Here is a 24315-nt window from a genome sequence, read left to right as displayed (position 1 = left end):
AAACCGATTTAGTCCACCACCAGCGTTTGGCTTAAATGCTTTTCGCTTCATCATTTAGAAAAATTGAAAAGGCCCACCACCCTATTTCTCTTTTTCTTGGGATGTGTTAGCGCGCATGCTCAAGAAATATTTACGCAGTACAACTATTGGATTGGCTATCGTAATCAATTAATCTTTTCACCCAATTTGTATTGGACCAACGACATCGATAACCGCCGTTTTTTTGATCCCGATGTTGCGCTACAGTTTATAGCACATTCGCGCATACACTACCGGTGGAAACAGCTAGACTTCGGCGGTGGCGTAACATACTCCGTTGCGTTCGCGGCTAAGAACAACGAAGGATACAAACACTCTACAGCGGAGATACGTCCGGTAACGGAAGTCCAACACGACTTACGCTTCGCGAAGTTTAGCATTCAAAACAGGTTCAGGGTCGATTATCGGTTTACGGAAAACAATGTCGAAGAAAATGTATTCGAATCATCAACATACGTCACGCGATACAGATATCGATTACAATTCAGGATCCCGCTTACGAATCCAGAAGATAGAAATGGACTCGCAACGACATTGCGTATTTCTGATGAGATCATGGTGAACAGCAAAAAGAACACGTTCGATCAAAACCGATTTAACGCCACTCTGGACATACCGTTGTCGCAAAGATTCACATTAGAAACTGGCTACATTTTTATTCACCAACAACGCTACGGACGTGACGAATTCTTTGATAGACACGTGGTACGGATTTCACTTGTACATCGAATCACGTTGAGTGATTGACCTTGTCTATCCTTTGACGCGTAGTTGCCAAGTATCGTCATAGACAATCTTTCCTTCATCAACCATGTCGCGAACAACATCGACGAATAATTCGTGATCAGGGGGAGCAATGAGCTCTTCTAATTCTTCTACTGTAATAGGTTGGCGCTTTAAAATTCGAAGTACTTCCGCTTGTAGCCCCGCAACCTCTTGATGACTTTCCTTTTTCTTATTGCTTACACAAACATCGCATACCCCACACGTTGCAAAGGTTTCTTCATTGAAATAATCTTGAATGAGCTGCATGCGACACCGGTGGCTCTGTGTAACATACTCTACCATCGCGTTCATCTTTCCCATGATCAACTTCTTTCGCTCTTCCAACCGTTGCAAATTAAGCGGAAGGCGCGCAGCATCTTGGCGTGGCAAAATAAAAGTTATCTGCGGTTTGTCTTTCACAGGTTCATAGTGCACAACCTTAAGCTCATGGAGATGCTTCAATACAGCAATAGCATCGGGTGTTGAGATGTTTAACGCGCGGGCAATGTAGGTCTCCGATATTTTAACAAACTCCGAAAACATCTCACCGCCATATAAACGCAATAACATCTTGATGACGGGATCAAATTTTGCACTCGCAATTTGAAATTCGTATAGCTTTCCTTTATCAACAGAAAACCGAAGGTGCGATGGATTATAAAAACTCTCGTTGAATTGGATAAGCCCTTCCTCCTCAAGTTTCTTCAACGCAACGTAAACCTCTGCAGGGTGGTCGTTGAACCTATCGGTAAATGCTACTAGATCAAAATCAAAACTTTCGCCTTCAGCACTTCCCATGGCTAACTGAAAATAATTTGCCAACGATTGATAGATGCGTTTTAAAACTTCTGGCGACGGTTGCGACTGCTCTGTTTTGAACTGCAAATTGATAACGTCTGCATCTTGGTAGAGAATCGCCGCGTATGCTTTCTCGCCATCACGACCTGCTCTACCCGCTTCCTGGTAGTAGCTCTCCATGTTTTCGGGCAGATCGAGATGAATCACCGTTCGTACATCAGGTTTGTCTATGCCCATTCCAAAAGCATTGGTCGAGACGATTACGCGTGTTTTATTTTTAATCCAATCTTCTTGTCGTTTTGAGCGCTCTTCGAATGAAAGCCCTGCATGATAATACGAAGCAGAGATACCACGCTGCTGCAATCGTTGAGCGATATCTTGTGTTCCTTTTCTTGAACGCACGTAGACGATCGCAGTCCCTTTCACTTTCTGCAAGATTTCTAACATCTTACGCTCTTTATTTTCCGTTTTCCTGACGACGAAGGAAAGATTGTCGCGCGCAAAAGACTTCTGAAAAGTTTTGAAGGGCTCTTTGAATTGCAGTCGTGCAATGATGTCTTGCTTTACTTGCTCGGTAGCAGAGGCGGTGAGCGCAATAAAGGGCACGTCAGGCTTGATATTTCTAAGCGCCGCAATTTTCATGTAGGGCGGCCGAAAATCATAACCCCATTGAGATATACAATGTGCTTCATCGATGGCGATAAGCGCTACCTTCATTCGCTTGAAACGTTCGATAAAGATCTCGGTGAGCAATCGTTCCGGCGATACATACAGAAACTTTATCTCGCCATACACGCAATTATCAAGGAGCACATCGATCTCGTGCCGGCTGAGTCCCGAGTGAATAGCAACGGCAAGAATGCCTTTACTTTTTAATTGTTCCACCTGGTCTTTCATCAGCGCGATAAGCGGAGAGATCACCACGCAAACGCCTTCACGCAGTAGTGCTGGCACCTGAAAACACACCGACTTACCACCACCGGTTGGTAGCAGCGCCAGGGTATCAATACCTTGCCATGCAGCCGTGACAATATCTTCCTGTAATGGGCGAAATTGATTATGCTTCCAATAGGCCTTGAGTATGTCGATGGGTGTACTCACAAGAAACGAAGATAAGCTTTTCCTAGCTTTTGGCTATGGTAGTAAAAATGTTTGCCTATCGGTTTCGATGGTTAAGCGGGCATGTAGGATGATCTGCCCAAGGGGTTTTGAGCAAACCTCCGTTCCAATCGACTGGACTGAAACGGAGGTTGACAATTATTTCGCGGCCTGCATCAACTTCATGCCTGTTTCACCCAGGTGCTTTCGCAGAATGGATTTATACTGCACGGAGTTTACGTAGCCACCGTCTGCGGAAAAGAACTCGTCGATCACGATGTTCCAATCAGAATTGGATGGCATGATCAGTCCAAATTGTTCTGCGGATTTATCACCCACCGGATGGCGCTTAACGTTTTTCTTTTGTTCAACAGCTTCGAGATAGAAAGCCAAGTCGAGGTAAGCGAAGCCATTAGGATCAGCGACCACTTTCTCTAAAACTTCTTGGCTTGTAGTAGTCGTTACAATCTTCATTGCAGGAAAGAACTTCTCCTTTAATTCTAAGATTCGCTTCTCGTTCGTAGTACCCTTCGCCGCGTACGCAGTAAGATTAGCAAACGTAATTTTAATATCTTCTAATTTTGTAAGCGTTGGAATTGCGCTGTTGGTAATGAGAATTGCAAAGTTGGTAATGAACGGCGGACTAAACTTTACTTCTTTTTTCCGTTCAGTCGTAATCGTAACATTTCCTAATCCGATTACGCCGCCAGAAGATGCTTTTACTTTATCAAACATGCCGCGAAAGCTGTCGCCATTACCAACGAATTTTGTGGTAACCTTTGCATGTTTATTTTGCTGAAGCCACTTTTCAAAATCGGAAATAATATCAAGGCAGATCCCGGTTAATTTCCCAGAATTGTCTTTGTAGGCGAAGGCTGGCGTTTCGACGTATGCAAGGGAAATGGTGCCGGCGCCTTTCGATTTTACCGACGCCCACATATCGCCAGAATACGTTTGCGCAGCCAGTGACCCTGCCGAAAATAGCAGCGCCACGAGTACTGAAGTTCTCATGAGGATTAGTTAGGGTTAATGAGTTATTTAGAATGTGCCCTTGATTATAATAGATTCCTCAGAGAAAAAGCAACATTTTGTAATATCGATGTCTTATTTAGATGCAGATTTCAGAATTACCACTTAAATTTTTCCTTATTGAGGAAAGACGCGATCCCCTTCTTACAATCATCACTCTCGCGTGCTAATGCATTAGATTTAGCTGCAAACGTTAGCGCTTCATCCAGTGACATCGATTGTACTTCTGCTATCATTTTCTTAGTCGTCATCATCGATTGTGCTGAATTATTTTCAATAAGTGAACTCGCCAATTGATACACCTCGTCTTCAAGTTTCTCCTTCGCCACAACCTTGTTAATCAATCCCATGTTAATTGCATCTTGCGCGGTAATGAGTTCGCCGCCTAATAAAAGTTGCTTTGCTTTTCCTTCGCCAATTTTTCGAAGGAGAAAAACCATTACGATCGCGGGTATAAATCCTATTCTCACTTCTGTATAGCCGAACTTTGCTTCGGGTACTGTAATGGCAAAATCACAGACTGTTGCCAGACCACAACCACCAGCCAGGGCATGTCCCTGTATCTGCGCGATAACAACTTTCTTAAGTGTATAAATCTGCAAGAAAAGTTCTTTCAAGTGATTGGAGTCTTCAAGATTCTCCGCATAAGAATTCTTCTGCAGTGATTGCAAATACCCAAGATCAGCACCCGCACAAAAGGCATCGCCTTCGGCACGCAGCACAACAACCTTCACCGCGTCGTCGCGCTCTGCCTCATGAAAAAGATCTTTCAACTGCTGCACTACTTCGAAGTTAAGCGCATTTCTTTTTTCTGGCCGCGTTAAAGTGATATAACCAATTCTATCCTTGATTGAATACGCTACATTCATAGGTCTATTGTTTCATGATAACTCCCCTGCTGCGAAACCGCTACAAGGTCGACACCTTGCTTCTGTGCTTCGTCGCTGAGTCTTTTTGCAAGATAAAAACTATTACTACTATCTACGATAACACGGCGCGCTGTTACGTTACGAATCGCCTCTAAAGATGACATTGCATTGTTACTCACCAACACGTAATCAACCGATAGCTTCGGAATTTCCTGCTGAGGCTTATGATCGAGCCAAAGAAAATACTTATCGCACCAAATAAACAATTTTCCACCGTCCACACGCTTTGTCACCAATGAATCAGACTTGGCTGCATACACACCAAACATCAGCCGCGACGGCGTAATATGAAAGTCTATTTTCTTTGTATCATCACGCAGTACAGAATCTGTCAAAAATAACGATTGACCACGATTGACCAATTCAACTGCAGCATGCTTCGAGACATTGTACACACTTACGCGTTGTTGCGCAATGTTCGTAAAGTGATAAACCCATCGACTCCCGCCTAGGGTGAGCGCAATACAAAACGACAACACAGCATATCCAAATTGCTTGCGTTCAAAAAGACAAAGTAGAGAAACAATAAGTAGTGCCAGCAATATGGCTTGGAAAGTGGTGAAGAAAATATCATCTGTGACACTCCCTGGAATAGACTCGATCAAAAACACAATCGCATTCATAATTTTAATCACCCACATTAACAGACACCCCAGCACCGACGCAACAAAAGAGATCCAACTCAAAGCGAGTACTAAAATTCCAGCGATCAATACAACAAACGAGGCTGGTATCACGAGTAGATTTGAAATAATGAAATAGTTGGGGAATTGATGAAAATAGTATAATCCCAGAGGCAACGTCGCCACTTGCGCAGCGATGGACACAGCCGTTACCTTCCATATCTCGTCGACTACACGGCTTGAAGGTTCAAATCGTTCATACAATTTCGGGTGGAGGTATACGATGCCTAATACTGCTAAATATGAAAGCTGAAAACCTACTGACATGATCATTTGTGGATCGAACAACAACAACAGAAAGGCAGAACATGCCAAAGTGTTGTAAATGTTTATGGTTTGCTTCCAGGGTTTTGCTAGCGCAACAAACGTAAACATGGTAACGGCACGCAATACTGATGGAGAGAGTCCGGTGATAAATGCATATGACCAGAGTATAACAATACTGATTGCGGCCACTGTCCACTTTCCGTTGGTGGATCGATTCAACGGTGTGAGTATCCATGCAATGATCATGTAAATGATGCTGATGTGTAGTCCGGATACAGCAAGCACGTGCAAAGTACCTGTGGCACCGTAAGCGCCAACAAGTTCGCGATCCAATCCGTCAGTCACACCTAGTACTAATGCAATGGCAATTCCGCGTTCGCGCGTTCCATCCACGTACCGCGCAAGATTAGTCTCTGCCCAATGCCGCGCCTTGATAGCTTGATCGATAAAGAAACTTGGCGGCGCATGTGCGATGACCACCAACTTTCCGCGTATAAAATGTTGATGGTAAATCCCCTGGTACGACAAAAATTTCTTGTAGTCAAATTCTCCAAGGTTCGCTGGTGGAGGTACACTTGCCGGTGTTCCCTCAATGAATAACACATCACCATATTCGGGAGGCTTCGCGAAATTTGTATGCGGCAAATAAAGTAACAGCTTACCTTCTGACTTCTTCCATCCTAATGAAGTTCTAATCTTGTTTAGCGAGACTTCCACTTTCCAAGTTTTGTCTTTGCGTTGTGGAGCGGCACGCACCGTAGCGACATAGGCTTCAACGGAATCGCGCTCATGGCTAAGATGCGAATGCCATATCCGAGGGTCACGAAGTTGAACGTTGATAAAGCCGGCAAATAAGATTGCTACCAATCCAAAGACACCAGGATTGATTGTTTTTTCATACCGAAGATGGCGCCAGGTAAATACAAAATAGGCGCCTATCAAAACAAGTAAAGCAAGGATGGCATACAACGGAGGAATACTTACCGGCCAATAAAGTCCAGCAAGTATGCCTGCGATGAAAAATACCACGATGCGCACAAAGGCATAGGGTATCCAAGTAAACATATGGTTGAGAATTTATTTCTCTTCGGGCGAGCCTTTTTTGTAGGCCTCGATAATGTCTCGTACTAAACGATGACGCACAACATCTTTTTCGCTCAATTCAACAAATCCAATTCCTTTAACGTGGCCAAGTACTTTCACGGCCTCCTTCAACCCTGAGCGTTGGTTGCCAGGAAGGTCAATTTGTGAAGCATCGCCGGTAATAATCATTTTAGATTCTGGCCCCATACGGGTCAAAAACATTTTCATCTGCATGGGCGTCGTATTTTGTGCTTCATCCAAGAGAATAAAAGCATTGTTCAACGTACGTCCGCGCATATAGGCTAACGGTGCAATTTCAATAATTTCTCGCTCCATGTAGTAGCGAAGTTTTTCAAATGGGATCATATCATGCAACGCATCATAAATAGGACGCAGATATGGATCTATTTTCTCCTTGAGATCGCCAGGAAGGAAGCCCAGATTTTCTCCCGCTTCAACCGCAGGTCTCGTAATGATAAGCTTCTTTACCTGTTTATTCTTAAGCGCTCTAACAGCCAACGCTACCGAAATATATGTCTTTCCCGTGCCGGCAGGTCCGAGCGCGAAAACCAGGTCGTTGTCTTTTACGCTATCGACAAGTCGTTGCTGGTTAACAGTCTTCGCTTTTATCGGTGCGCCCTTCGTGCCATAGACGATCACATCTTCCGCCGTTGGATAGCCGTTATCCGGCAGCATGATCTCTTGCTCCTTGGAAATATAATTTTGAACGTTCTCCTCGGTCACTTTTCCAAATTTGTGGTAATGATCGATCAATGACCCTAAAATGTCGTTGATTTGAACGATCTCGGCAGTAGATCCTTTAATGACAATCTCGTTTCCACGCGAAACGATTTTGCTTTTTGGAAAGGCAGCCGCCAACGTGTCAATGGTTTTATTTTCGACTCCTAAGAAATCGATTAGAGAAATATTATCGAGTGTTACAGTTTTTTCGATCAATGATATACGTGATTACGGTGAATACAATTTTACCTCGCTAGGCTAAGGTACGGAATTAACCTGTTTTGAACCTACAAAGTTCAATACACGAAATATGCTTTAAAAATGTTTATTTTGGCGGATTAAATTTTAATCCGGGTAGTATCTGACTCATGGCCATTGTTACTCTTCTTACTGATTCAGGCGAAAGCGATCATTATGTAGCGGCTATCAAGGCGAAGATCATCAGCGTAAACCCTGGGATTCGCATCGAAGATATCAGTCACAAGATAGGACCATCGGATATCGGGCATGCTGCATTCGTGCTTCGATCGGTTTTTCGCGACTTCCCAAAGGGCACTGTTCACCTTGTTGGCGTCGACGCTTGCGGAAACCGCGGCGACGTCCCTATCGCTTTACAGCTTGAAGATCACTTCTTTGTTGGATGCGACAATGGACTATTTGGTCTGATCACCGAGAAATCGCATCAACAACTTGCTGAACTCAATACCATCAGTCCGATTCAGACGACTTTCCCCGAACGCGACATCTTTGCTCCCGCGGCAGCCAAATTAGCCAGTGGCATGTCGATCACAAACCTGGGCAGACCCATGCCGGCATTTAAGAGAATGATCGACCGTCAGGTGAAGGCAACAAAAAAACAGATCGTCGGCACCGTTGTTCGCGTCGATGAAACAGGTAATCTTATCACCAATATTCCGAAAGACGTTTTCGATCTACTCAGCGCTAACAAGGGATATACGATTCAATTTGGTGGCGAGAAGTTCCGGAAGATCCAAACACATTACAATCAATCAGAACAAGGCGAATGTTGCATCGTCTTTAATAGCCTAGGCCTTTTAGAGATCGGCATCTACAAAGGAAATGCATCACAACTGCTGGGCCTCGAGTACGATAGCGTTGTTAATATTACCTTTGACGAACCTTAACGCTTATGTATTTTTAGTCGACGAAAGATTAAACCAATACACCATGCTTATTCGAATCGTAAGAATGCAATTCACGGAAGCTGGCACAGACGAGTTTCTCGAAATCTTTCGGGCGAATATGCTCGCCATTAGAAATTTCGAAGGGTGCACGCACCTGGAATTATTGAAAGATCCTGAAGAACCTCATGTGTTTACGACACTAAGTTATTGGAATGGTCCGCAGTTTCTTGAAAAGTATCGGCAGTCAGAACTTTTCGCGAACGTATGGGGCAGCGTGAAGCCTCTTTTCGCCGCAAGGACGCAAGCATTTTCACTAGAAACGTTTATCGAAGTAGATTAGATCGCCGCACACTACTGCTTCATAAAAATCTTCGCTTCTTCATCAACAATCTTGAATTCATTTTGGTTGATCACTGGAAGCATGGTATCGTAGAAGCCAATAATAAAATACCCGCCTGGCTTCAATGCATTATAGAACTTCTCTAACAATTTCGCCTTCGCTTTATTGTCAAAGTAAATCATTACGTTCCTACACAAGATCATATCATATTGCCCAATGGTGCGATCAGAAATTAAATTATGATATGAGAAGGAAACGTGATCGATCAGTGACGCGTCCATGGTTGCATCTTTTCCCTGAGTTGTGTAGTACTTCGAAAAATCACTATAAGCATTATACTGCCGATAGTTATTTTCGTTCTCAATCATTTTGATCTTATGATATATGCCTTGCTTTGCCGTCGCGATCGCGTCTTGATTGATATCGGTGGCAATAGCCTTTGTCTTTTGATTCAGCTGAGCCTCCTTCAACAAAATTCCCATCGAATAAACCTCTTCACCTGTTGAACATCCCGCATGCCAGATAGACACCGAATCGGAAGCGCTATAATCATGCGTCATTCTTTTCCGTAAGTTCTTCCAAAGTATCGGATCACGAAACATAGACGTCATCCCCACGCTAATTTCATTCATAAAGGAGAAGATGAAATTAGGATCACGCAGCAGGCGAACCCATAACTCGTGGATGGATGTAAAATTAAAAACACTTAACACCCTTACAATTCTACGTCTCAAAGACTTCGGTTCGTAGCAAGTAAAATCAATTCCATATCGGGTGAGGATACTTTGGGTGAGAGAATTCATCTCTTCTTCGCTTACATCAACGGGGGTATACATTATCTCACAGCGCTTAATACTTGTACTCTTTCTTCAACTTCTTTCACCAAGATCATAATCACCCTGGAAATTTTACCATCTAACCCTTGGGCTACTGTAACAGAAACTTCATACTGCACAATCTGCCCATTGATATTCATGGGTAGCAACATTGCGGAAAACTCCTTCGATAAAATCTCGGATTTAATCTTTTCGAAAACACTTTTATAGTAGGTATCTATCAGATCATAAACCGTCTTCGTTTTTACATTCATCCGCGTGAGCCCGAACATCTTCATGAATTTTTCATTGGCTGTTCGACAAATCATTTGCTCGTTAAATTCTACTACCGGCAAGGTCGATTTCAACGCACTCACCATTACGTTCATGTCGTTGAGCTTTTCCTTTTCCTGCGTCGTAAACTGCGCGAACATCATAATTTTCTCCGGGCTACCTGTCCCGATAATGATCGGATTAAATGTACCCGACAGCCACAATTCCTTTCCGTTCTTATCCCTCATTTTAAATTCGCCAGAGAAAAATTTGCCCATGCGCAGATTCTCCCACATCATTTGTGACGACGAATCTTGTCGCATGAACTTATGATACGGTATTCCAGCAAGCTCATTGATATTGTAACCCATAACCTTCATGAAGATATCGTTAGCAGACACAAAATTGCCTTCTAGATCGAACTCCGCCGATGCTATGGTATTGTTGATTGCTGATAGATAACTATCAAGTTCACTTTGCTTGCGAGACATTTGTTCTTGAATTGCAACCAGCTCTTCCATGTTCTGTCGCATTTCTTCTTCGCGATGCTGCAACTCCTGTGTAAGCGTGCGTGAATCATTCAAGAACTGCTCAGTTTGCTGCATCGATTTAATCGAAGATATCTCCGAAGCAATACTCACCGCTACTTGCTTCAAAAATTCCATTTGAAATTCCGTCAACGGATTAAACGATGCTAGTTCCACGACGCCGTAAAAAACTTCGTTCAACATCAGCGGTGCCACCACAATGCAGCGGGGTGTAGCTTCGCCCAAGCCAGAAGTTATCTTCGCATAAGTTTCAGGCACATGCGTCATCACAATAAAATCTTTCTCATACATACATTGCCCGAGAACACCCTGTCCTTCGTACACTCTTGCTTCTTGAAATTTGCGCTTATCGTACGCAAACGAGGAGATCAATTCCATGTAGCGTGTATCCTCTTCATCTTTATATTCAATAAAAATACCGCCTTGGTTAGCACCTAAATACCGAACAAGGTTGCTGATTATTTGGTGACCATATTCGTGGATCTCACCTTTGTTACGGAGTATCTCCCCAAACTTCGCCATGCCCTCAGTGATCCATGCCCGTTGGTTCTCTTCAGCCTTCAGCACGTGCATCTCATTGCGAATCTTCATTAACGCATCGCCGATTTTGTCGTCCTTCAATACACTGTCCATCGTATCCAATTGTTCAGGATGGCTAAGTTTCGAAATGTATTGAACAGCCTTATCAAGTTTCTTCTCGATGCTGGCATGATGATCATTTAAACGTGTAATATTCTCAAATGAAATCTTTCCAACCTCATTGCTCTTGTCGTTTACAATCACTGCCGTTTTTTTAACGATGTCGGAAACAAACTTGAGAAAAGAGAAGATCAGCATCAAGACTACAACAATTGCGACTACCATAAGCCCAGCAACCATTGCACGCGTTACTTGTCCACCGAAGGATAGAACAGCGGCCGTGATAGATATCACTAAAAAGACGATAAACAGTGCAACAATTCTGGCTTTCATGAAAATAATAGTTAACGGTTTTGAACTGCGATTACGTTTGCCGGAATCATCTCCAGCAACACAGGACTAAATTTCCAAATGAATTGCGGGTGAATATTCGGATGCTTGTCGACGGTAAATCCTGTATTAATGACCAGCAAGCCGTGATCACGTGGATCTTTATCGGCGGCGATAAAATCATACAGACTACTTCCTGAAAGTCGTTTCATCATCGGCACATCGCCATATATTTCTGCTTTAAGAACATCCGACAATTCGGAGATAACAGCAGCAGAAACAATATTATCAATCTCCATCAAGAAAGCTTCGCGCAGGCGTTCATCAAGTTCTTTTTCATCCTTTCTTAAAACCTTTGCGATGGCTATGGCTTCTTCGATGTTGAATATTAAATAACTCTTACCATTGAAATCGCCAATCATCTGCGTTACCAATACAAATAACTCTTGATCTTGATCTTTAAGACGCGCAAAATTATTTTCATTGTCAAGATTTAAGATCTGAGACGGACTTGTCTTTACCGTTGCACCGAGCATAATCGAAAATGATCTTGCCGCGCGTGCCATTCCACCATTCATTGCATGCGTCACAAAACTCTCTCTATTTTTATATTCCATAGTGGTGGTTAATTAAGATTTATATTTTTCAATGTGCGCCCTTGTGATGAAAGGTTGAAAATGAACTGTAGTAAGTTTGGAATGTTCAACACAAGACAAACATTACCAGTACCTAGAATCGTTACGCCGCTGATAAATTTAATGCGATCAACAGGCTTCATCAAAGGTTTTTCAATAATCTCTTTCTGCTGAAGCAGCTTATCAACTACAAAACCAACGGTTCTGTTATTGAAATTCACTACAACAATTTCTAATCGTGTTTCAGGATGAATGGAGTCGAAAGAATGCTGCAGCGCGTTGGTTACAGAAAGGCTATCGTTGCTGTACGCAAACACATCGCGTAAAAAAACGACGGCGATGTTCTTACCAAGGTGTGTTGCTACCAATCCGCCCCCTGCACGATGAATATCGGAACGATACAGAGAGATAACAGACTCCGTATACGATAACGGAATGGCATATACCTCTTGCTGGAGCTCAAGCAACAGACACGACTTCACCGCCATAGATGACGGAAGCGTGAGCTGTAACGTTGTTCCTTTACCTTTTACACTAATCACTTTGATGGTACCACCGATAGAGTCGAGTGTTTTCTTTACAACGTCCATTCCAACACCGCGACCAGAAATCGCGGTCACTTGATCCATGGTTGAAAAACCAGGTTCAAAGATCAACATGCTGAGTTCTTGCTCATTCAATTTATCGGCGTCTTCAACCGAAAGCAATCCTTTCGCGATCGCCTTCGATTTAATACGGTCGTAATCTAAACCTTTGCCATCATCACGGATTTCTATGATAACAGCATCGGTATCATTTTTTGCGCTTAGCCAAACGGTTCCATCTTTAGGTTTACCGGCAGCCTCTCGGTCAGCTGGACTTTCGATACCATGTCCCACGGCATTTCTAATCAAATGGATCAGCGAATCGCTAATCACTTGAAGAACGTTACGGTCAATTTCAGTATCAGTTCCTTCTAGCTTAAGTATAACATCTTTCTTTTCTACACTAGCAGCATCACGCACCACACGATGAAACTTGTTGAACAAAAATCCTACTTGCACAAGGCGAACATCCATCACCGAATATTGCAAGTCGGAGCTAATACGACTGAGTCTTGCAAATTCGTTTGTCGAACGACGCATATCGAGCCCCGCTTGTGACGCTAGAATTCTATCTTTCTCAATGATGAGTTCACCGACCAAGTTCAATAGGTTATCAAGTTTTCGGACCGGTACTTGTACCAGATCAGAGAACGAAAGTTTGGTGTCCGCTTCGCCCGGAATTTCCGCTCCATCCGATGACGATATAGCCAGATCATTAACCTGATCCGGGCTGAAGGGACTAAGATCACTTACACCAACATTTTCAGTTTGGGTTTGTGTCGCATTTTCACGTTCTTCTTTTGCTTTTTTGATAAGCACTTCCAACTTCGTCTTGATGCCTTTGAATTTTACTTCCTTCGGCTCTTTCACGGCATCGATCAAGTGCCCAAGCACATCGACCCCTTTAAATATTGTTGAGAAAATTTCTTCTGTAACGGTAATATGACCATCACGCATCTCCCCAAATAAATCTTCCAACACGTGAGCAAGTTCAGCAATATTGCTGTAGCCCATGCCGGAAGCATTTCCTTTCAATGTATGTGTTATGCGAAACAACGCATTGATCGCATTTTTATCCTGTCCGTTTTTTTCCAGCTGCGTTAACAGGCGATTAATCGCCTCAAAATTCTCAAGCGCTTCCGCCAAAAAAATCTCACGATATTCCGCTTCTTTATTTTTCATAGACAACTGATTATAAAGCCAGCAATTTCTTTTAAGCGCACGGTTTGTTTTACAGCGCCATTTTCAACAGCAGCCTTGGGCATACCATACACAATCGATGATTCCTCATCTTGAGCTATCGTATATCCGCCCCGTTGAAATATTTTCTTCAATCCATTCATACCGTCTTTACCCATGCCGGTAAGAATCACACCAATACTTTTGTTCCCGTAAACCTCAGCAACGGATTCAAACAAACAGTTCACTGATGGATAGTTAAACTCCTCGTACTTCTTGGTCGTAAATCCGACTACAGGTACGCCATCTAAATTTCTTTCAATGCGAATATTATGCTCCCCTGGCGCAATGTATATGGTTCCACCCCGTAGCATTTCGCCTTTCTTTGCCAATCGAATAGAAAGTTCACTATGTTCATTCAATCTGTGCGCGAACGTTTCGAGAAATCTTGCTGGCATATGTTGCGCTATTACAACCGGCACCTGCAAATTCTTCGGAAGGTTATTAATAATCATCTCAATTGCACCAGGCCCTCCTGTTGACGCACCAATGGCTACAATTTCGTAATGAAGATTATCAGAAAACGTATGTGAGCTTACATTCAGCGACTGCTGGCGATCTACCAACAAACTCATATCCGTTTTCGATGCTTCTTTGATTAGCTCTAGCAATCGATAATTTTTAATGCTTGCCAGATCAAGGTCAGAGGGCTTGTCTATAAACTCAAACGCGCCACCTTGTAAAGCATCGAAAATGCGTTGGCTTGTTTTCTCCAACGAGCTTAACAATATCACAGGAACAGGTCGATTCTCCATCACAGAACGTACCACGTACATTCCGTCGTACTCGGGCATTACCATGTCGGTAACAACAACATCTGGCTTTAAGGCAAGAAACATATCACTACCTTCCTTTCCATCCGCTGCAGTTCCCACCAAGTCAATATCGGCATCGCTGGTAATGATATCACCGATTACTTTCCGCATGAACGCGGAGTCTTCAATAAGCAAAGTCCTGATCCGATTTGACATAGGTATCAGGCTTTTACTATCGCATCTATAAGTTGATCAGTAGTAAATGGTTTGACGATGTATGCTTTCGCGCCAAGACGAAGACCTTCGTTAACAACCGACTCTTGTCCGACAGCACTCACCATTACAACCTTTGACTTCAAACCTTCTTCCTGATATACTTTGAGGATATCGGTACCGATCATGTCGGGAAGAATGTTGTCGAGGGTGATAAAGTCAGGTTGCAATTCGAACGCCATGTCAATTGCTTCTTCGCCATTAGCGGCTTGTCCTACGATACTAAACCCTCCACTTTCGAGGGCATCTTTGATCAGTGTACGCATGTACAATGAATCATCGACGATTAAAACACTTTTTGCCATGTTACTTGGGTTTTCGGGTATTAAAAAATTTTGTATTGGTTGTTTTCTGCGGTACGCACTCGGAGTTCGCTGGTGCAGGAATGAAAGTGCGCTGTGCGACTGGACGACCCACCCACATCTAGCGCCGCGATAAAAATGCGATGTGCCACCAAGTGATCGATCACAGAACGGATATTCTTCTCGCCTACATTTCCTGATGCTGTAATGATGTTGGCACCACCTACAAATTTCGCACGCAACGTATCCAACGTACTACCGCCGCGAATGAAATGCATGAACAAACGTTCTAGCGCATCCTTTACATTATAACATTTTCCATCTTTTGCATTGGCTTTCACGTCCTCAGGCAGCAGGATGTGTGCGCCACCGGAAATACCAGTAGCGCGATCCTGTACAAACAACCCAATACATGAACCCAAACCAAAACATGTAAAGATTGAAGGCGTAGCATCTGTCTTTACCTCCCCGATATTCAACACATGTGTTCTCATGCTACGCCAGTTTTTTTAAGTGAACCCAGCATCTCCTGATCGATCACTTTGAAAATGTCAATCACGATGATGAGTCGCTTATCATATTTTACAATTCCTTTTATGTAGTTGCCATCACTATTCACATCGTTAATAATTCCCACGCTCTCGTCGAAATCCGACGCACCGATATTCAGTGTGTTTGGCACTTCACGAACCAGTATACCCATCTTCAAATCGTCGCTCTCAACAACAAGTGTGTAGTTATTTTCTGTGTTCGATCCCTGTGAACGCTTGAGATTAAATTTCTCTTCCAAGTCAAGGATCGCAATGATGTTACCTCTGATGTTGGCTACACCTTTTATATACGACGGTGTTTGTGGCATCCGTGTAATGGCCGGTGTAATCACTACTTCCTTAATCTGATCGATGTGCAACGCATACTCCTCATCACCTTGCTTGAACACAATGATTTGGAATGTACCTGTTCTTGTATTTGTTGCCGTCGTTGTATTAATAGCCTCTTTTATAGCACTCATAAAAATCCTCGTTTACAATTAGCTTGCTTTTCTAAGTTTGAACTTGTTCACACCAGTTTGAAGTTCAGTCGCGACACCGGAAAGTTTGTTGCTGCCATCGGTGATCTCCGACATCGAATTATTCAACTGCTGCGATGCACTCGCTGCTTGTTGTGTTCCGGCAGCCGTCTCCTCTGCTACGACAACGATCTGCTCAATATTCTTGACCACCAGATCAATCGATACCCGTTGGCCACTCGTAGCTTCTTGAATCTCTTTCGAAAAGCTGAACGTTTCGTCTGACGATTGTGCAATTTCTTGGAAGATATCCTGCGCCTCATTTGTGGCGGCGTTACCATCTTTCACACTCGTCTGCATCGTTTCGATAGCTTTCGTTGCAGCTTGTGTATCTTTTTGAACGTCGCTGATAATCTTTTCAATCTCAACCGCCGACTTACGTGAATCTTCAGCAAGCTTTCTAATTTCTTCTGCCACGACCGCGAATCCACGACCCGCGTCGCCTGCACGTGCTGCTTCGATCGCTGCGTTGAGTGCAAGCAAGTTTGTTTGGCTCGCGATGTCCGTAATCACATTCAATGTGCGTCCAATTTCTTCCGCACGTCCCGTAAGGATATCAATTGACTTCGAAGTTTGTCCGGCTGACTCTTTGATACCGCTCATGTTCGTCACGAGCGTTTTCATAATCTTCAATCCATTCTCACTACTCTTCTGTCCTTTCTCGGCAGCCTTATTGATCAAGTTTGCTTTCTTCTCCATGTCATTCGAGGACGCCATCACTTTTTCTACCAACTTCGACGATTCGTCTGTGCGACCTGCTTGATCTTGCGCACCTTTGGCCATCTGAGAAATAGCCGATGCAACCTCGTTCGTATTGCGCTTCATGCCCTCTGTTTTCTGAAGCATGTTCATTGAAGAGCTGGCCACGATATCGGCATTCTTACCAATATTGTAGAGAAGTTCGTTTAGGTTATCAACGGCTTTATTGAGCGAGCTCGCCATGTTCTTAATGTCGCCGCTAGCTGCCATCTGGAAGCGCTGTGTTAAATCGCCGTTGGCCATTTCCGTCACAATCTTATTGAACTCCATTACCGGCTCTGCAATAGACTGCAACAACTCGTTGATTGAATCGACTAACTCTTTCCAAGCGCCTTTTGTGTTTGTCAAACGAAGACGTGCATCAAGTTTACCTTCACTACCTGCTTGTCTCACCACCTCGTTCACCTCACCTAAGATGCTCTTCAAATTATCGCGCAGGTTAATCAAGTCCTGCGTTACCAACTTCACCGACTCATCGACATTGAGTCCATCGAGTTTAATATTGAAATCGAAACTACCATTCGCAATTTCTCCAATCGCCTTGATTACTTCCTGGAAGCCCATCTCATTGTGCTTCGTAATGGTAATATCTTTTATAAATGCCGTATACTGCAACTTTCCATCGACAAGCACACGACTCAATGAAAGATTACCCCAAAACCTCTGTCCGTCTTTGGTTGTCATCTCAAGATCACGTCCTTTTCCAACCACCTTATTAACACCAGTTTTCATGTTCGATTCAACATAATTATCGTGGTTCGCGCGGTGCTCCAAAGGAACGATCATCTTGATGTTCTTACCGAGCACTTCTTCTCTTGAGAATCCGAACATGCGCTCAGCAGCTTTATTAAAGAACGTAATCAGCTTGTTGTCATCAATAGTAACAACTGAGTCTACAGCTTGTTCCAGTGTTTGATTGATCCGTTCGCGTTGAAATCTTTCTTCGGAAATATCTTTGATGAAGGCCGTATACTGAATTTCATTGTTTATCTCAACTTTGCTAAGCGACAAATTTCCCCAAAACTTTGATCCATCTCGGCGTGTCATCTCAAGGTCACGTCCTTGACCGACTACCTTGTTAACGCTCGTCTTCATGTTAGCATCCACGTATCCGTCATGTCCGCCACGGTGTTCGAATGGAACAATCATTTTCACATTTTGGCCCATCACTTCTTCACGTGTAAAGCCGAACATCTTTTCAGCAGCTTTGTTGAAGAATAGGATTTTTTTATCAGCATTGATCGTCACCACAGAGTCAACAGCTTGTTCAAGTGTTTGATACATGCGTTGCTTATTCGCGCGATCTTCAGAAATATCTTTGATGAACGCGGTGTACTGTGTATCGCCGTCAACTTCACATTTGCTAAGCGAAAGGTTTCCCCAGAACTTCGATCCATCTTTACGAACCATCTCAAGCTCGCGCGCCGCGCCTACTACTTTGTTTACACCTGTGCGGATATTAGAATCGACATAATTATCGTGTCTGCCGCGGTGTTCCATAGGCACAATCATCTTCACATTTTGTCCAAGCACCTCTTCACGCGTAAAGCCAAACAACTCTTCAGCGGCCATATTAAAAAAAGTTACGATACGATCAGAGTTAATGGTGATTACAGCATCCAACGCTTGTTCCAGTGCTTGTTCGTTTTTACGTTGTTGTTGCTCCAGTTCGGTAATACGTTTGAGCAAATCTTCTACCGAGTGACCTGATGATCCGGCATTAGAACCGTTTCCTTTTTCTTGGTAATAATTTTTTGTCATGGCCTGGGGATTTTTTATTCCTAATACATGGTTTTTAGTCCCTGCTGCAATGGCCATAACTTCGGCCGACAACGGGAGGGGTACGTTAAGTTCATTCAATGTTGCTTCAAGGTGCTGGGCTACAATAATGAAGTGATCTTCATTCAGTCCCTTTGCTACAAGCGGAGCATGGGCAGACTCAAGATCTTTCCCTGTATATTTGACAGGTGCACCTAACGCCATCGCCAAAAACGATTTAAGTTTCGTTCGTTGACGTTTCATATCAGTAGCCTGAAAAAAGCTATTGATCCGCGGGTCTTCTAATACCTTCTTATAGAAAATATCAACCGCCGCGTTCAAAGCCTCCTTGCCACCGATCCTTTCAAATAATGATGTGAGGGTTTTTGTTTCCATATTAATTATTGGAGAGGTTCAGTTTCACATGCTGGAAATCGTAAAGATTTTTTACTACTTCCACTGTTGCAGTAGCTTGTGTATCGCCAGCAAGCGCTCTGAGATTTTTCAATGGCTCACGAGAAATGCTGCGTATTAATTTGTGCGCATAGCGCTTGATCAATTGTACATCGCGATCAGATGCCGACTCCAACTTCGGCAGCAGCCATCCTAATTGTTGATCCTTCAAATTCACCAGACGCGTCCAATACGCTGCGAGGATCGGCGCCATCTCCAATTGATGGATGACATTTAAAAATTCTTTTGTCTCCGCAGAAACCATTCGCCATGCTTCTTCAACACCACCAAATACATCAAGCGGAGAAGCCGACAATGCCTTAAGATCATCTAAGTTGTAAAGCGAAATACCAGGATGGAATCGAAGTTTATCATCGAAGTTACGGGGCATACCAAAATCAAGAATGACACGTTTCTTCTCCGGCGTCAATTTCGTTTCGAACCGTGTACATGTGCCGGTTGACTTTGGACAAAGAGAAACTTCGTGGTGCGTTCCACCGATAATCACATCGGCCTCGTGGAAGTATGTTGAGATCTTATCAATGGAAATTGCTTGCACGTTGTATTGAAGTGCGAGGTCGCGAGAACGTTCAATATCATGACTTGCAATCACTACATTTTGAATGCCTTCATGCTGCAAGTATCCAAGGGCAAGGCGAGCAATCTTTCCGGTGCCGATCACCAAGAAATTACGCTCGTAAATATTTTCGAACTTATCGTATAGCAAAGAGAAACCAGCATCCACTACCGAAGAGCAAAATTTATCTATACCAGTTTGCGTCCTTACTTTTTTGCCGATGCGAATTGATTCCCGTAACACGTTATCAAGCCATAGCCCAACACCACCACATTCCATCGATAATTGATGACTGTGTTTAATCTGCGTTAGGATTTGATGCTCACCTGTCACTTGCGAACAAAGACCGCTCGCTGTAGCAAACAAGTGATTAACAGACGCCTGAGTGTTCTTGTAAAATTGCACATAACGGAAAACCTCTGCATCCTCAAGGAAAAAATTAACAATTGGATTGATGTTTTCAGACACCGCGTAGACTACAAAACGATTACAGGTTGACAACACAAACACTTCGTCTACTTTCGAGCGAAGTTTAGAAATCACTCTTTTAACGGACTCGTCATTGCCGGCGAGTTTTTCACGGATTCGGAGGGGGGCGCTTTCGTGACTTACTTCAGCGGCGAAAATCTGCTTAGCCATAGAGGTTTTATTTTTTAGTAAAGGTAGTCTCCTATCGAAGGGACCTCAATCAGCGGATTTTTGTATTTTGATTTAAGGCTTAACCATTAGGGTAATCCGTAAAAACACGTAGCGTAAGATTTCCCTAGAAATACAAGAAAATATGCGATTGATAATTTACTCGCTTTTAGCACTTTAAGCCCATGGACTAAATTCAACCTCACTGTCAATTGCTGCTACCGAAAAGCAGCGTGCAACATTTCCATACGCACGCTTAGTTGTGCTGCAACTTGAGCTTCCGGCTGATGAGCTGGCCTTTGTGATCATTGGGCACACGCACGCGGAAAACGCTACCAAAACCTAACTCCGACTCCATTTTAACACTGCCCTTCAGCTGCTCAAGACTTTCTTTCACAATGTAAAGCCCTAGTCCCGCGCCACTAGAGTTTAATGTCGCCTTATAAAACATCGAAAAAATTTGATTGTGATGCTGATGACCGATTCCTAATCCGTTGTCGATAATTTCGATCAGCACATCCACTGCGCTAACGTTTATATTGATTCTAACGAACGACCTTACTTTATTCGGATCGTAAAAATGTATGGCGTTTGAAATGATATTATTCAGAATAATCTCCATTCGTTCAGGATCAGAATAGAACGGATATTGGCTATTGGCGACTACCTCAAAAAAGATTTTCTTATAATTAGCATCGCTGTGATGCGCATTTAATACACGATGTGCCAACAGCTCAAGATCAATTTTTTGACTCTTACGACGCTGATAGGTTGCCTTAGAAAAGCTCATGATGTTTTTGATAATACCATCGAGCTTCATTGCACTAGCTTCGATCTTCGCCGTATACTCTTCGAAAGAATCATCAAGCGACTCCATGCGCATCAGATTCACAAGCCCTAAAATTGACGTGAGCGGAGAACGAAGATCATGCGATGTACTATAAAGGAATTTTTCAATTTGCGCTGTCAGCTTGTTGATCTGTTCGTTTTTAGAGGCTAAGTCTGATTCGATTTTTTGTCGCTTGGTGACATCGCGAACCAATATGGTGAAGTATACATGGCTATCATAAACGATTCTGGAAAAAGTTGCATTTGCCCAGAACGTAGAACCGTCATGACGCGTTACTTCAAAATCACGAGAAAACTCTGTTGGGGACAGGTCGGTTAAAGGTCCACGATATTTATCTAAATAATTATTGAACTCCACGAGTGATGATGTTGGAAAAATAGAATCGACAGTAGCACCAACCGTACTGACACCCTGAAATCCTAAGATTTTTGCTGCGGCTTCATTATGAAACACCACGCGTTTCTCTTCGTCGAGAAAAACGATTGCCGAAGCAGTCTGGCTGAGTGCGTGAAGCGCAATTTTCGGATCAAGAGCTGCTACGGAATTCATATCATTAAACAATAACACGTTTCTCATCTCACTGAATTCTTGTAACAAAGCTCCTCCTATTCAACTGCGTTTTCAATACACACAATTGAGGATTTTAAACAGTACTAGTACGGAAAAAAGTCGCGTAGAATTACGTAGAAACGCACACCGATCAAAACACCGGTATGATTTATAAATGCAAACTCACAAAACAATCATCACTTTAAATAAACAGCTATCAGCCGACCGCGAAAATCTTATACCTTCAACTTTCAACTTTTAACTTTCAACTTTTAACTTTCAACTTTTAACTTAAATGAGATCAAGCTGCTGTGCTTTCTTAACCAACTCTATGGCATTCTTCACACCAACCTTCTTCATCAAATTTGCGCGGTGAGTTTCTACAGTGCGTGGACTAATGAAAAGTTTATCCGCCATTTCCTGACTTGTGAGTCCATCGGCGATGAGTTTAATGATTTCTATTTCACGATTGGTAAGTTTGATAAGATCCTCTCGTTGTTTTTTCTTGCTTACGTTTTGAGAGTATTTTCGAAAGATTACATCCTGAGCCTGGCGACTGAAATAATTCTTTCCTTGCAGAATAGATTTTATCGCATAGTCAAGTTCACTGCTACTTTCATTTTTCACGACGTACCCCTTTACCCCGAATTCCAAGCATCGGCTAATGTAGTCGTCATCATCGTACATCGACAATATTAATATGTTAGCCGTCGGATCGTGCGACAAAATCTCTTTGCTAACGTCCATCCCATTCATATCGGGCATCGAAATATCGAGAATGAGTAGGTCGGGTTTGAGTGACTCATATTGATCAAGGGCTTCTTTACCCGTTGATGCTTCCCCAACTACCGTATAATCTTTATTCTGTTTTACTAAGTTCTTAACGCCATCGCGAACCATTGCGTGATCATCGGCGATTAGTATTTTATGTTTTGCCATAACGTCAATTTTGAACTGGTGCTTCTACTATAATTAATGTTCCTCTGTTTTCATCTGATTCAATAATGAGTGTGCCCCCCATTATCTCAGCGCGCTCACGCATATTGACAAGTCCGTTTCTTCGTACTTGTTGTGCCGTACCTAGCCCCTGTCCATCATCTTCAACACTCAATTGGATCACATCCGACTCCTCATTGAGTTGTACCATAATGCTCCTCGCACGTGCATGCTTCACCGCATTGTTAAGTGCTTCTTGTGCGATCCGATAAAAATTAATTTTCTGTGTTTGATCAATTTCCTGCGGCGCGCCAAGTGATTCGAACGATATCTGCAGATTTACGGAGTTCCGCATCTGCGTACACAATGAACGTAAACAGGTCGCTAAATCAAAATCCCGAAGTTTCGACGGCAACAAATTTTCAGAAATGCGAACCGATTCCTGTATTGCTTCATCGATTAATTTCGAGAGCTCTTCTGTACGCCTGTCCTTTTCACCGTTCAAGTTCACACTCATCTTGATGGCGTTTAACATTTGCCCCAAGCCATCGTGAAGATCTTTCGCGATTCTTATACGTTCTTTTTCTTGCCCTTCGAATAACGCCGCCATCCGTTTTGTTTCAAACTCCTTCAGCAACCGCTCGCGTTCAGTTTTCTCTGTAAGGTCTTTAAAAATCATCACAAGCCCTGTGCAATTTTCTTTGTTGTCAATCACGGGACTAATACTTCCCTCACCCACCGACGTTTCATGACCATTGCTTGAAATGAGTAATAAGTTCTTCGGCAAAGAACTCACGCGGCTACCATCCAAACTACACTGCAATGGATTGATAAAATTTTCTTCTTCATCAACAAAGCGAATCCGCATCACTTCCAAGATTGGTTTTCCTTGCGCTTTCGGAAGCGTCCATCCTGTGAGGTACTCAGCACTCGGATTCAGGTAGTTGATACAAAAATGTCTATCAAGTACTACGACTGCATCGCTTATGGAGCGGATCGTAGAAAAATATTGTTCTTCACTTTGCCGGAGCCTGGACTCAATGTCATGCTTATACAGCGCCATTTCGATCACGGTAAAAATTTCGCGATCTTCAAAAGGCTTCGTGAGGTATCCGTGTGGTTCTGTAATCTTTGCGCGCTGAATTGTGTCTTTATCCGACAGCGCCGTAATGTAAATGATGGGAAGATTATAACGTTGTTTTACCAAGCGTGCTGTTTCAATGCCGTCTGTTGCACCGTTCAGCATGATGTCCATCAGAATAAGATCGGGCTTGTTCTTCTCTAAGAAGGCAAGCGCTCCTTCGCCGGAATCTTCCGTTCCAAGCACGCGGTATCCTTCACTTTCAAGCGTTGTCTGCAAGTGATACGCTACAATGAATGAGTCTTCAACAATTAAAATCCCAGCTTTGGACAACATG

At 43.1% G+C, this 24315-nt stretch carries 21 protein-coding genes; 3 read left to right on the top strand and 18 right to left on the bottom strand.

Going from position 1 to position 24315, the window contains the following annotated elements; all coding sequences use genetic code 11:
* Window positions 1–63 precede the first annotated feature (63 nt).
* Window positions 64–786 (top strand): DUF2490 domain-containing protein, encoded by a 723-nt coding sequence (locus DQQ10_RS12390; protein ID WP_112747183.1) that lies wholly within the window; start codon window positions 64–66, stop codon window positions 784–786.
* Between the two features lie 6 nt (window positions 787–792).
* Here DQQ10_RS12390 and DQQ10_RS12385 read toward each other — a convergent pair whose 3' ends face one another.
* The 5 genes from DQQ10_RS12385 to DQQ10_RS12365 all read right to left on the bottom strand — a co-directional run bounded on the left by DQQ10_RS12385 (window position 793) and on the right by DQQ10_RS12365 (window position 7648).
* The gene (locus tag DQQ10_RS12385) at window positions 793–2703 is read right to left on the bottom strand and encodes a RecQ family ATP-dependent DNA helicase (protein ID WP_112747182.1); all 1911 of its coding nucleotides are present in this window, start codon (window positions 2701–2703) and stop codon (window positions 793–795) included.
* A gap of 156 nt (window positions 2704–2859) precedes the next feature.
* Window positions 2860–3711 carry a substrate-binding periplasmic protein gene (locus DQQ10_RS12380; protein WP_112747181.1) on the bottom strand — a complete coding sequence of 284 codons (852 nt, stop codon included), beginning with the start codon at window positions 3709–3711 and terminating at the stop codon, window positions 2860–2862.
* Window positions 3712–3827: 116 nt separating this feature from the next.
* Window positions 3828–4598, bottom strand: a complete 771-nt coding sequence (locus DQQ10_RS12375) for an enoyl-CoA hydratase/isomerase family protein (protein ID WP_112747180.1) — start codon at window positions 4596–4598, stop codon at window positions 3828–3830.
* Window positions 4595–6673 (bottom strand): ComEC/Rec2 family competence protein, encoded by a 2079-nt coding sequence (locus DQQ10_RS12370; RefSeq protein WP_112747179.1) that lies wholly within the window; start codon window positions 6671–6673, stop codon window positions 4595–4597. The genes DQQ10_RS12375 and DQQ10_RS12370 overlap by 4 nt, the downstream gene beginning before the upstream one ends.
* 12 nt (window positions 6674–6685) lie before the next feature.
* Entirely contained in the window at window positions 6686–7648 is a 963-nt protein-coding gene (locus DQQ10_RS12365) for a PhoH family protein (protein WP_112747178.1), read from the bottom strand.
* Window positions 7649–7800: 152 nt separating this feature from the next.
* Here DQQ10_RS12365 and DQQ10_RS12360 point away from each other — a divergent pair, with 152 nt between their 5' ends.
* Entirely contained in the window at window positions 7801–8577 is a 777-nt protein-coding gene (locus DQQ10_RS12360) for an SAM hydrolase/SAM-dependent halogenase family protein (RefSeq protein WP_112747177.1), read from the top strand.
* A gap of 43 nt (window positions 8578–8620) precedes the next feature.
* Entirely contained in the window at window positions 8621–8917 is a 297-nt protein-coding gene (locus tag DQQ10_RS12355; RefSeq protein ID WP_112747176.1) for a putative quinol monooxygenase, read from the top strand.
* Between the two features lie 11 nt (window positions 8918–8928).
* Here the strand turns inward: DQQ10_RS12355 and DQQ10_RS12350 are convergent, their stop codons facing one another.
* From DQQ10_RS12350 to DQQ10_RS12290, 13 genes are all read right to left on the bottom strand, one after another.
* On the bottom strand, window positions 8929–9753 hold the full coding sequence (locus DQQ10_RS12350) for a CheR family methyltransferase (RefSeq protein WP_112747175.1): 825 nt from the start codon (window positions 9751–9753) through the stop codon (window positions 8929–8931).
* On the bottom strand, window positions 9753–11525 hold the full coding sequence (locus DQQ10_RS12345) for a PAS domain S-box protein (RefSeq protein ID WP_112747174.1): 1773 nt from the start codon (window positions 11523–11525) through the stop codon (window positions 9753–9755). The genes DQQ10_RS12350 and DQQ10_RS12345 overlap by 1 nt, the downstream gene beginning before the upstream one ends.
* An 11-nt stretch (window positions 11526–11536) precedes the next feature.
* Window positions 11537–12139 (bottom strand): chemotaxis protein CheC, encoded by a 603-nt coding sequence (locus DQQ10_RS12340; RefSeq protein ID WP_112747173.1) that lies wholly within the window; start codon window positions 12137–12139, stop codon window positions 11537–11539.
* An 8-nt stretch (window positions 12140–12147) separates the two neighbouring features.
* Window positions 12148–13923 carry a chemotaxis protein CheA gene (locus DQQ10_RS12335; protein WP_112747172.1) on the bottom strand — a complete coding sequence of 592 codons (1776 nt, stop codon included), beginning with the start codon at window positions 13921–13923 and terminating at the stop codon, window positions 12148–12150.
* Complete coding sequence (gene cheB, locus DQQ10_RS12330; protein ID WP_112747171.1) at window positions 13920–14951, bottom strand: chemotaxis-specific protein-glutamate methyltransferase CheB; 1032 nt, start codon at window positions 14949–14951, stop codon at window positions 13920–13922. The genes DQQ10_RS12335 and cheB overlap by 4 nt, the downstream gene beginning before the upstream one ends.
* A 5-nt stretch (window positions 14952–14956) precedes the next feature.
* Complete coding sequence (locus DQQ10_RS12325) at window positions 14957–15313, bottom strand: response regulator (protein ID WP_112747170.1); 357 nt, start codon at window positions 15311–15313, stop codon at window positions 14957–14959.
* A 20-nt stretch (window positions 15314–15333) separates the two neighbouring features.
* Window positions 15334–15804 carry a chemotaxis protein CheD gene (locus DQQ10_RS12320; RefSeq protein ID WP_112747169.1) on the bottom strand — a complete coding sequence of 157 codons (471 nt, stop codon included), beginning with the start codon at window positions 15802–15804 and terminating at the stop codon, window positions 15334–15336.
* The gene (locus DQQ10_RS12315; protein WP_112747168.1) at window positions 15801–16322 is read right to left on the bottom strand and encodes a chemotaxis protein CheW; all 522 of its coding nucleotides are present in this window, start codon (window positions 16320–16322) and stop codon (window positions 15801–15803) included. Before DQQ10_RS12315 ends, DQQ10_RS12320 begins: the two co-directional genes overlap by 4 nt.
* An 18-nt stretch (window positions 16323–16340) precedes the next feature.
* On the bottom strand, window positions 16341–19292 hold the full coding sequence (locus DQQ10_RS12310) for a PAS domain S-box protein (protein WP_112747167.1): 2952 nt from the start codon (window positions 19290–19292) through the stop codon (window positions 16341–16343).
* Between the two features lies 1 nt (window position 19293).
* Window positions 19294–20565 carry a glutamyl-tRNA reductase gene (hemA, locus tag DQQ10_RS12305; RefSeq protein ID WP_112747166.1) on the bottom strand — a complete coding sequence of 424 codons (1272 nt, stop codon included), beginning with the start codon at window positions 20563–20565 and terminating at the stop codon, window positions 19294–19296.
* A 253-nt stretch (window positions 20566–20818) separates the two neighbouring features.
* Window positions 20819–21961, bottom strand: a complete 1143-nt coding sequence (locus DQQ10_RS12300; RefSeq protein WP_165823911.1) for a sensor histidine kinase — start codon at window positions 21959–21961, stop codon at window positions 20819–20821.
* 291 nt (window positions 21962–22252) lie between these two features.
* Entirely contained in the window at window positions 22253–22900 is a 648-nt protein-coding gene (locus DQQ10_RS12295) for a response regulator (RefSeq protein WP_112747164.1), read from the bottom strand.
* 4 nt (window positions 22901–22904) lie between these two features.
* Window positions 22905–24314 (bottom strand): response regulator, encoded by a 1410-nt coding sequence (locus DQQ10_RS12290; protein WP_112747163.1) that lies wholly within the window; start codon window positions 24312–24314, stop codon window positions 22905–22907.
* Window position 24315: the final 1 nt, after the last annotated feature.

The organism is Pseudochryseolinea flava, from assembly GCF_003286915.1.
Classification (GTDB): Bacteria; Bacteroidota; Bacteroidia; order Cytophagales; family Cyclobacteriaceae; genus Ohtaekwangia; species Ohtaekwangia flava.
The sequence above is the reverse complement of the archived record's forward strand: the minus strand, read 5'-3'. Positions and strand labels throughout refer to the sequence as shown.

Bases quoted from the DNA above. Each gene is read 5' to 3' on its own strand.
- DQQ10_RS12345 (WP_112747174.1), bottom strand. From the start codon at position 11,525: ATGAAAGCCAGAATTGTTGCACTGTTTATCGTCTTTTTAGTGATATCT.
- DQQ10_RS12380 (WP_112747181.1), bottom strand. From the start codon at position 3,711: ATGAGAACTTCAGTACTCGTGGCGCTGCTATTTTCGGCAGGGTCACTG.
- DQQ10_RS12325 (WP_112747170.1), bottom strand. From the start codon at position 15,313: ATGGCAAAAAGTGTTTTAATCGTCGATGATTCATTGTACATGCGTACA.
- DQQ10_RS12310 (WP_112747167.1), bottom strand. From the start codon at position 19,292: ATGGAAACAAAAACCCTCACATCATTATTTGAAAGGATCGGTGGCAAG.
- DQQ10_RS12335 (WP_112747172.1), bottom strand. From the start codon at position 13,923: ATGAAAAATAAAGAAGCGGAATATCGTGAGATTTTTTTGGCGGAAGCG.
- DQQ10_RS12320 (WP_112747169.1), bottom strand. From the start codon at position 15,804: ATGAGAACACATGTGTTGAATATCGGGGAGGTAAAGACAGATGCTACG.
- DQQ10_RS12350 (WP_112747175.1), bottom strand. From the start codon at position 9,753: ATGTATACCCCCGTTGATGTAAGCGAAGAAGAGATGAATTCTCTCACC.
- DQQ10_RS12360 (WP_112747177.1), top strand. From the start codon at position 7,801: ATGGCCATTGTTACTCTTCTTACTGATTCAGGCGAAAGCGATCATTAT.
- DQQ10_RS12300 (WP_165823911.1), bottom strand. From the start codon at position 21,961: ATGAATTCCGTAGCAGCTCTTGATCCGAAAATTGCGCTTCACGCACTC.
- DQQ10_RS12295 (WP_112747164.1), bottom strand. From the start codon at position 22,900: ATGGCAAAACATAAAATACTAATCGCCGATGATCACGCAATGGTTCGC.
- DQQ10_RS12375 (WP_112747180.1), bottom strand. From the start codon at position 4,598: ATGAATGTAGCGTATTCAATCAAGGATAGAATTGGTTATATCACTTTA.
- DQQ10_RS12355 (WP_112747176.1), top strand. From the start codon at position 8,621: ATGCTTATTCGAATCGTAAGAATGCAATTCACGGAAGCTGGCACAGAC.
- cheB (WP_112747171.1), bottom strand. From the start codon at position 14,951: ATGTCAAATCGGATCAGGACTTTGCTTATTGAAGACTCCGCGTTCATG.
- DQQ10_RS12370 (WP_112747179.1), bottom strand. From the start codon at position 6,673: ATGTTTACTTGGATACCCTATGCCTTTGTGCGCATCGTGGTATTTTTC.
- DQQ10_RS12340 (WP_112747173.1), bottom strand. From the start codon at position 12,139: ATGGAATATAAAAATAGAGAGAGTTTTGTGACGCATGCAATGAATGGT.
- hemA (WP_112747166.1), bottom strand. From the start codon at position 20,565: ATGGCTAAGCAGATTTTCGCCGCTGAAGTAAGTCACGAAAGCGCCCCC.
- DQQ10_RS12315 (WP_112747168.1), bottom strand. From the start codon at position 16,322: ATGAGTGCTATAAAAGAGGCTATTAATACAACGACGGCAACAAATACA.
- DQQ10_RS12290 (WP_112747163.1), bottom strand. From the start codon at position 24,314: ATGTTGTCCAAAGCTGGGATTTTAATTGTTGAAGACTCATTCATTGTA.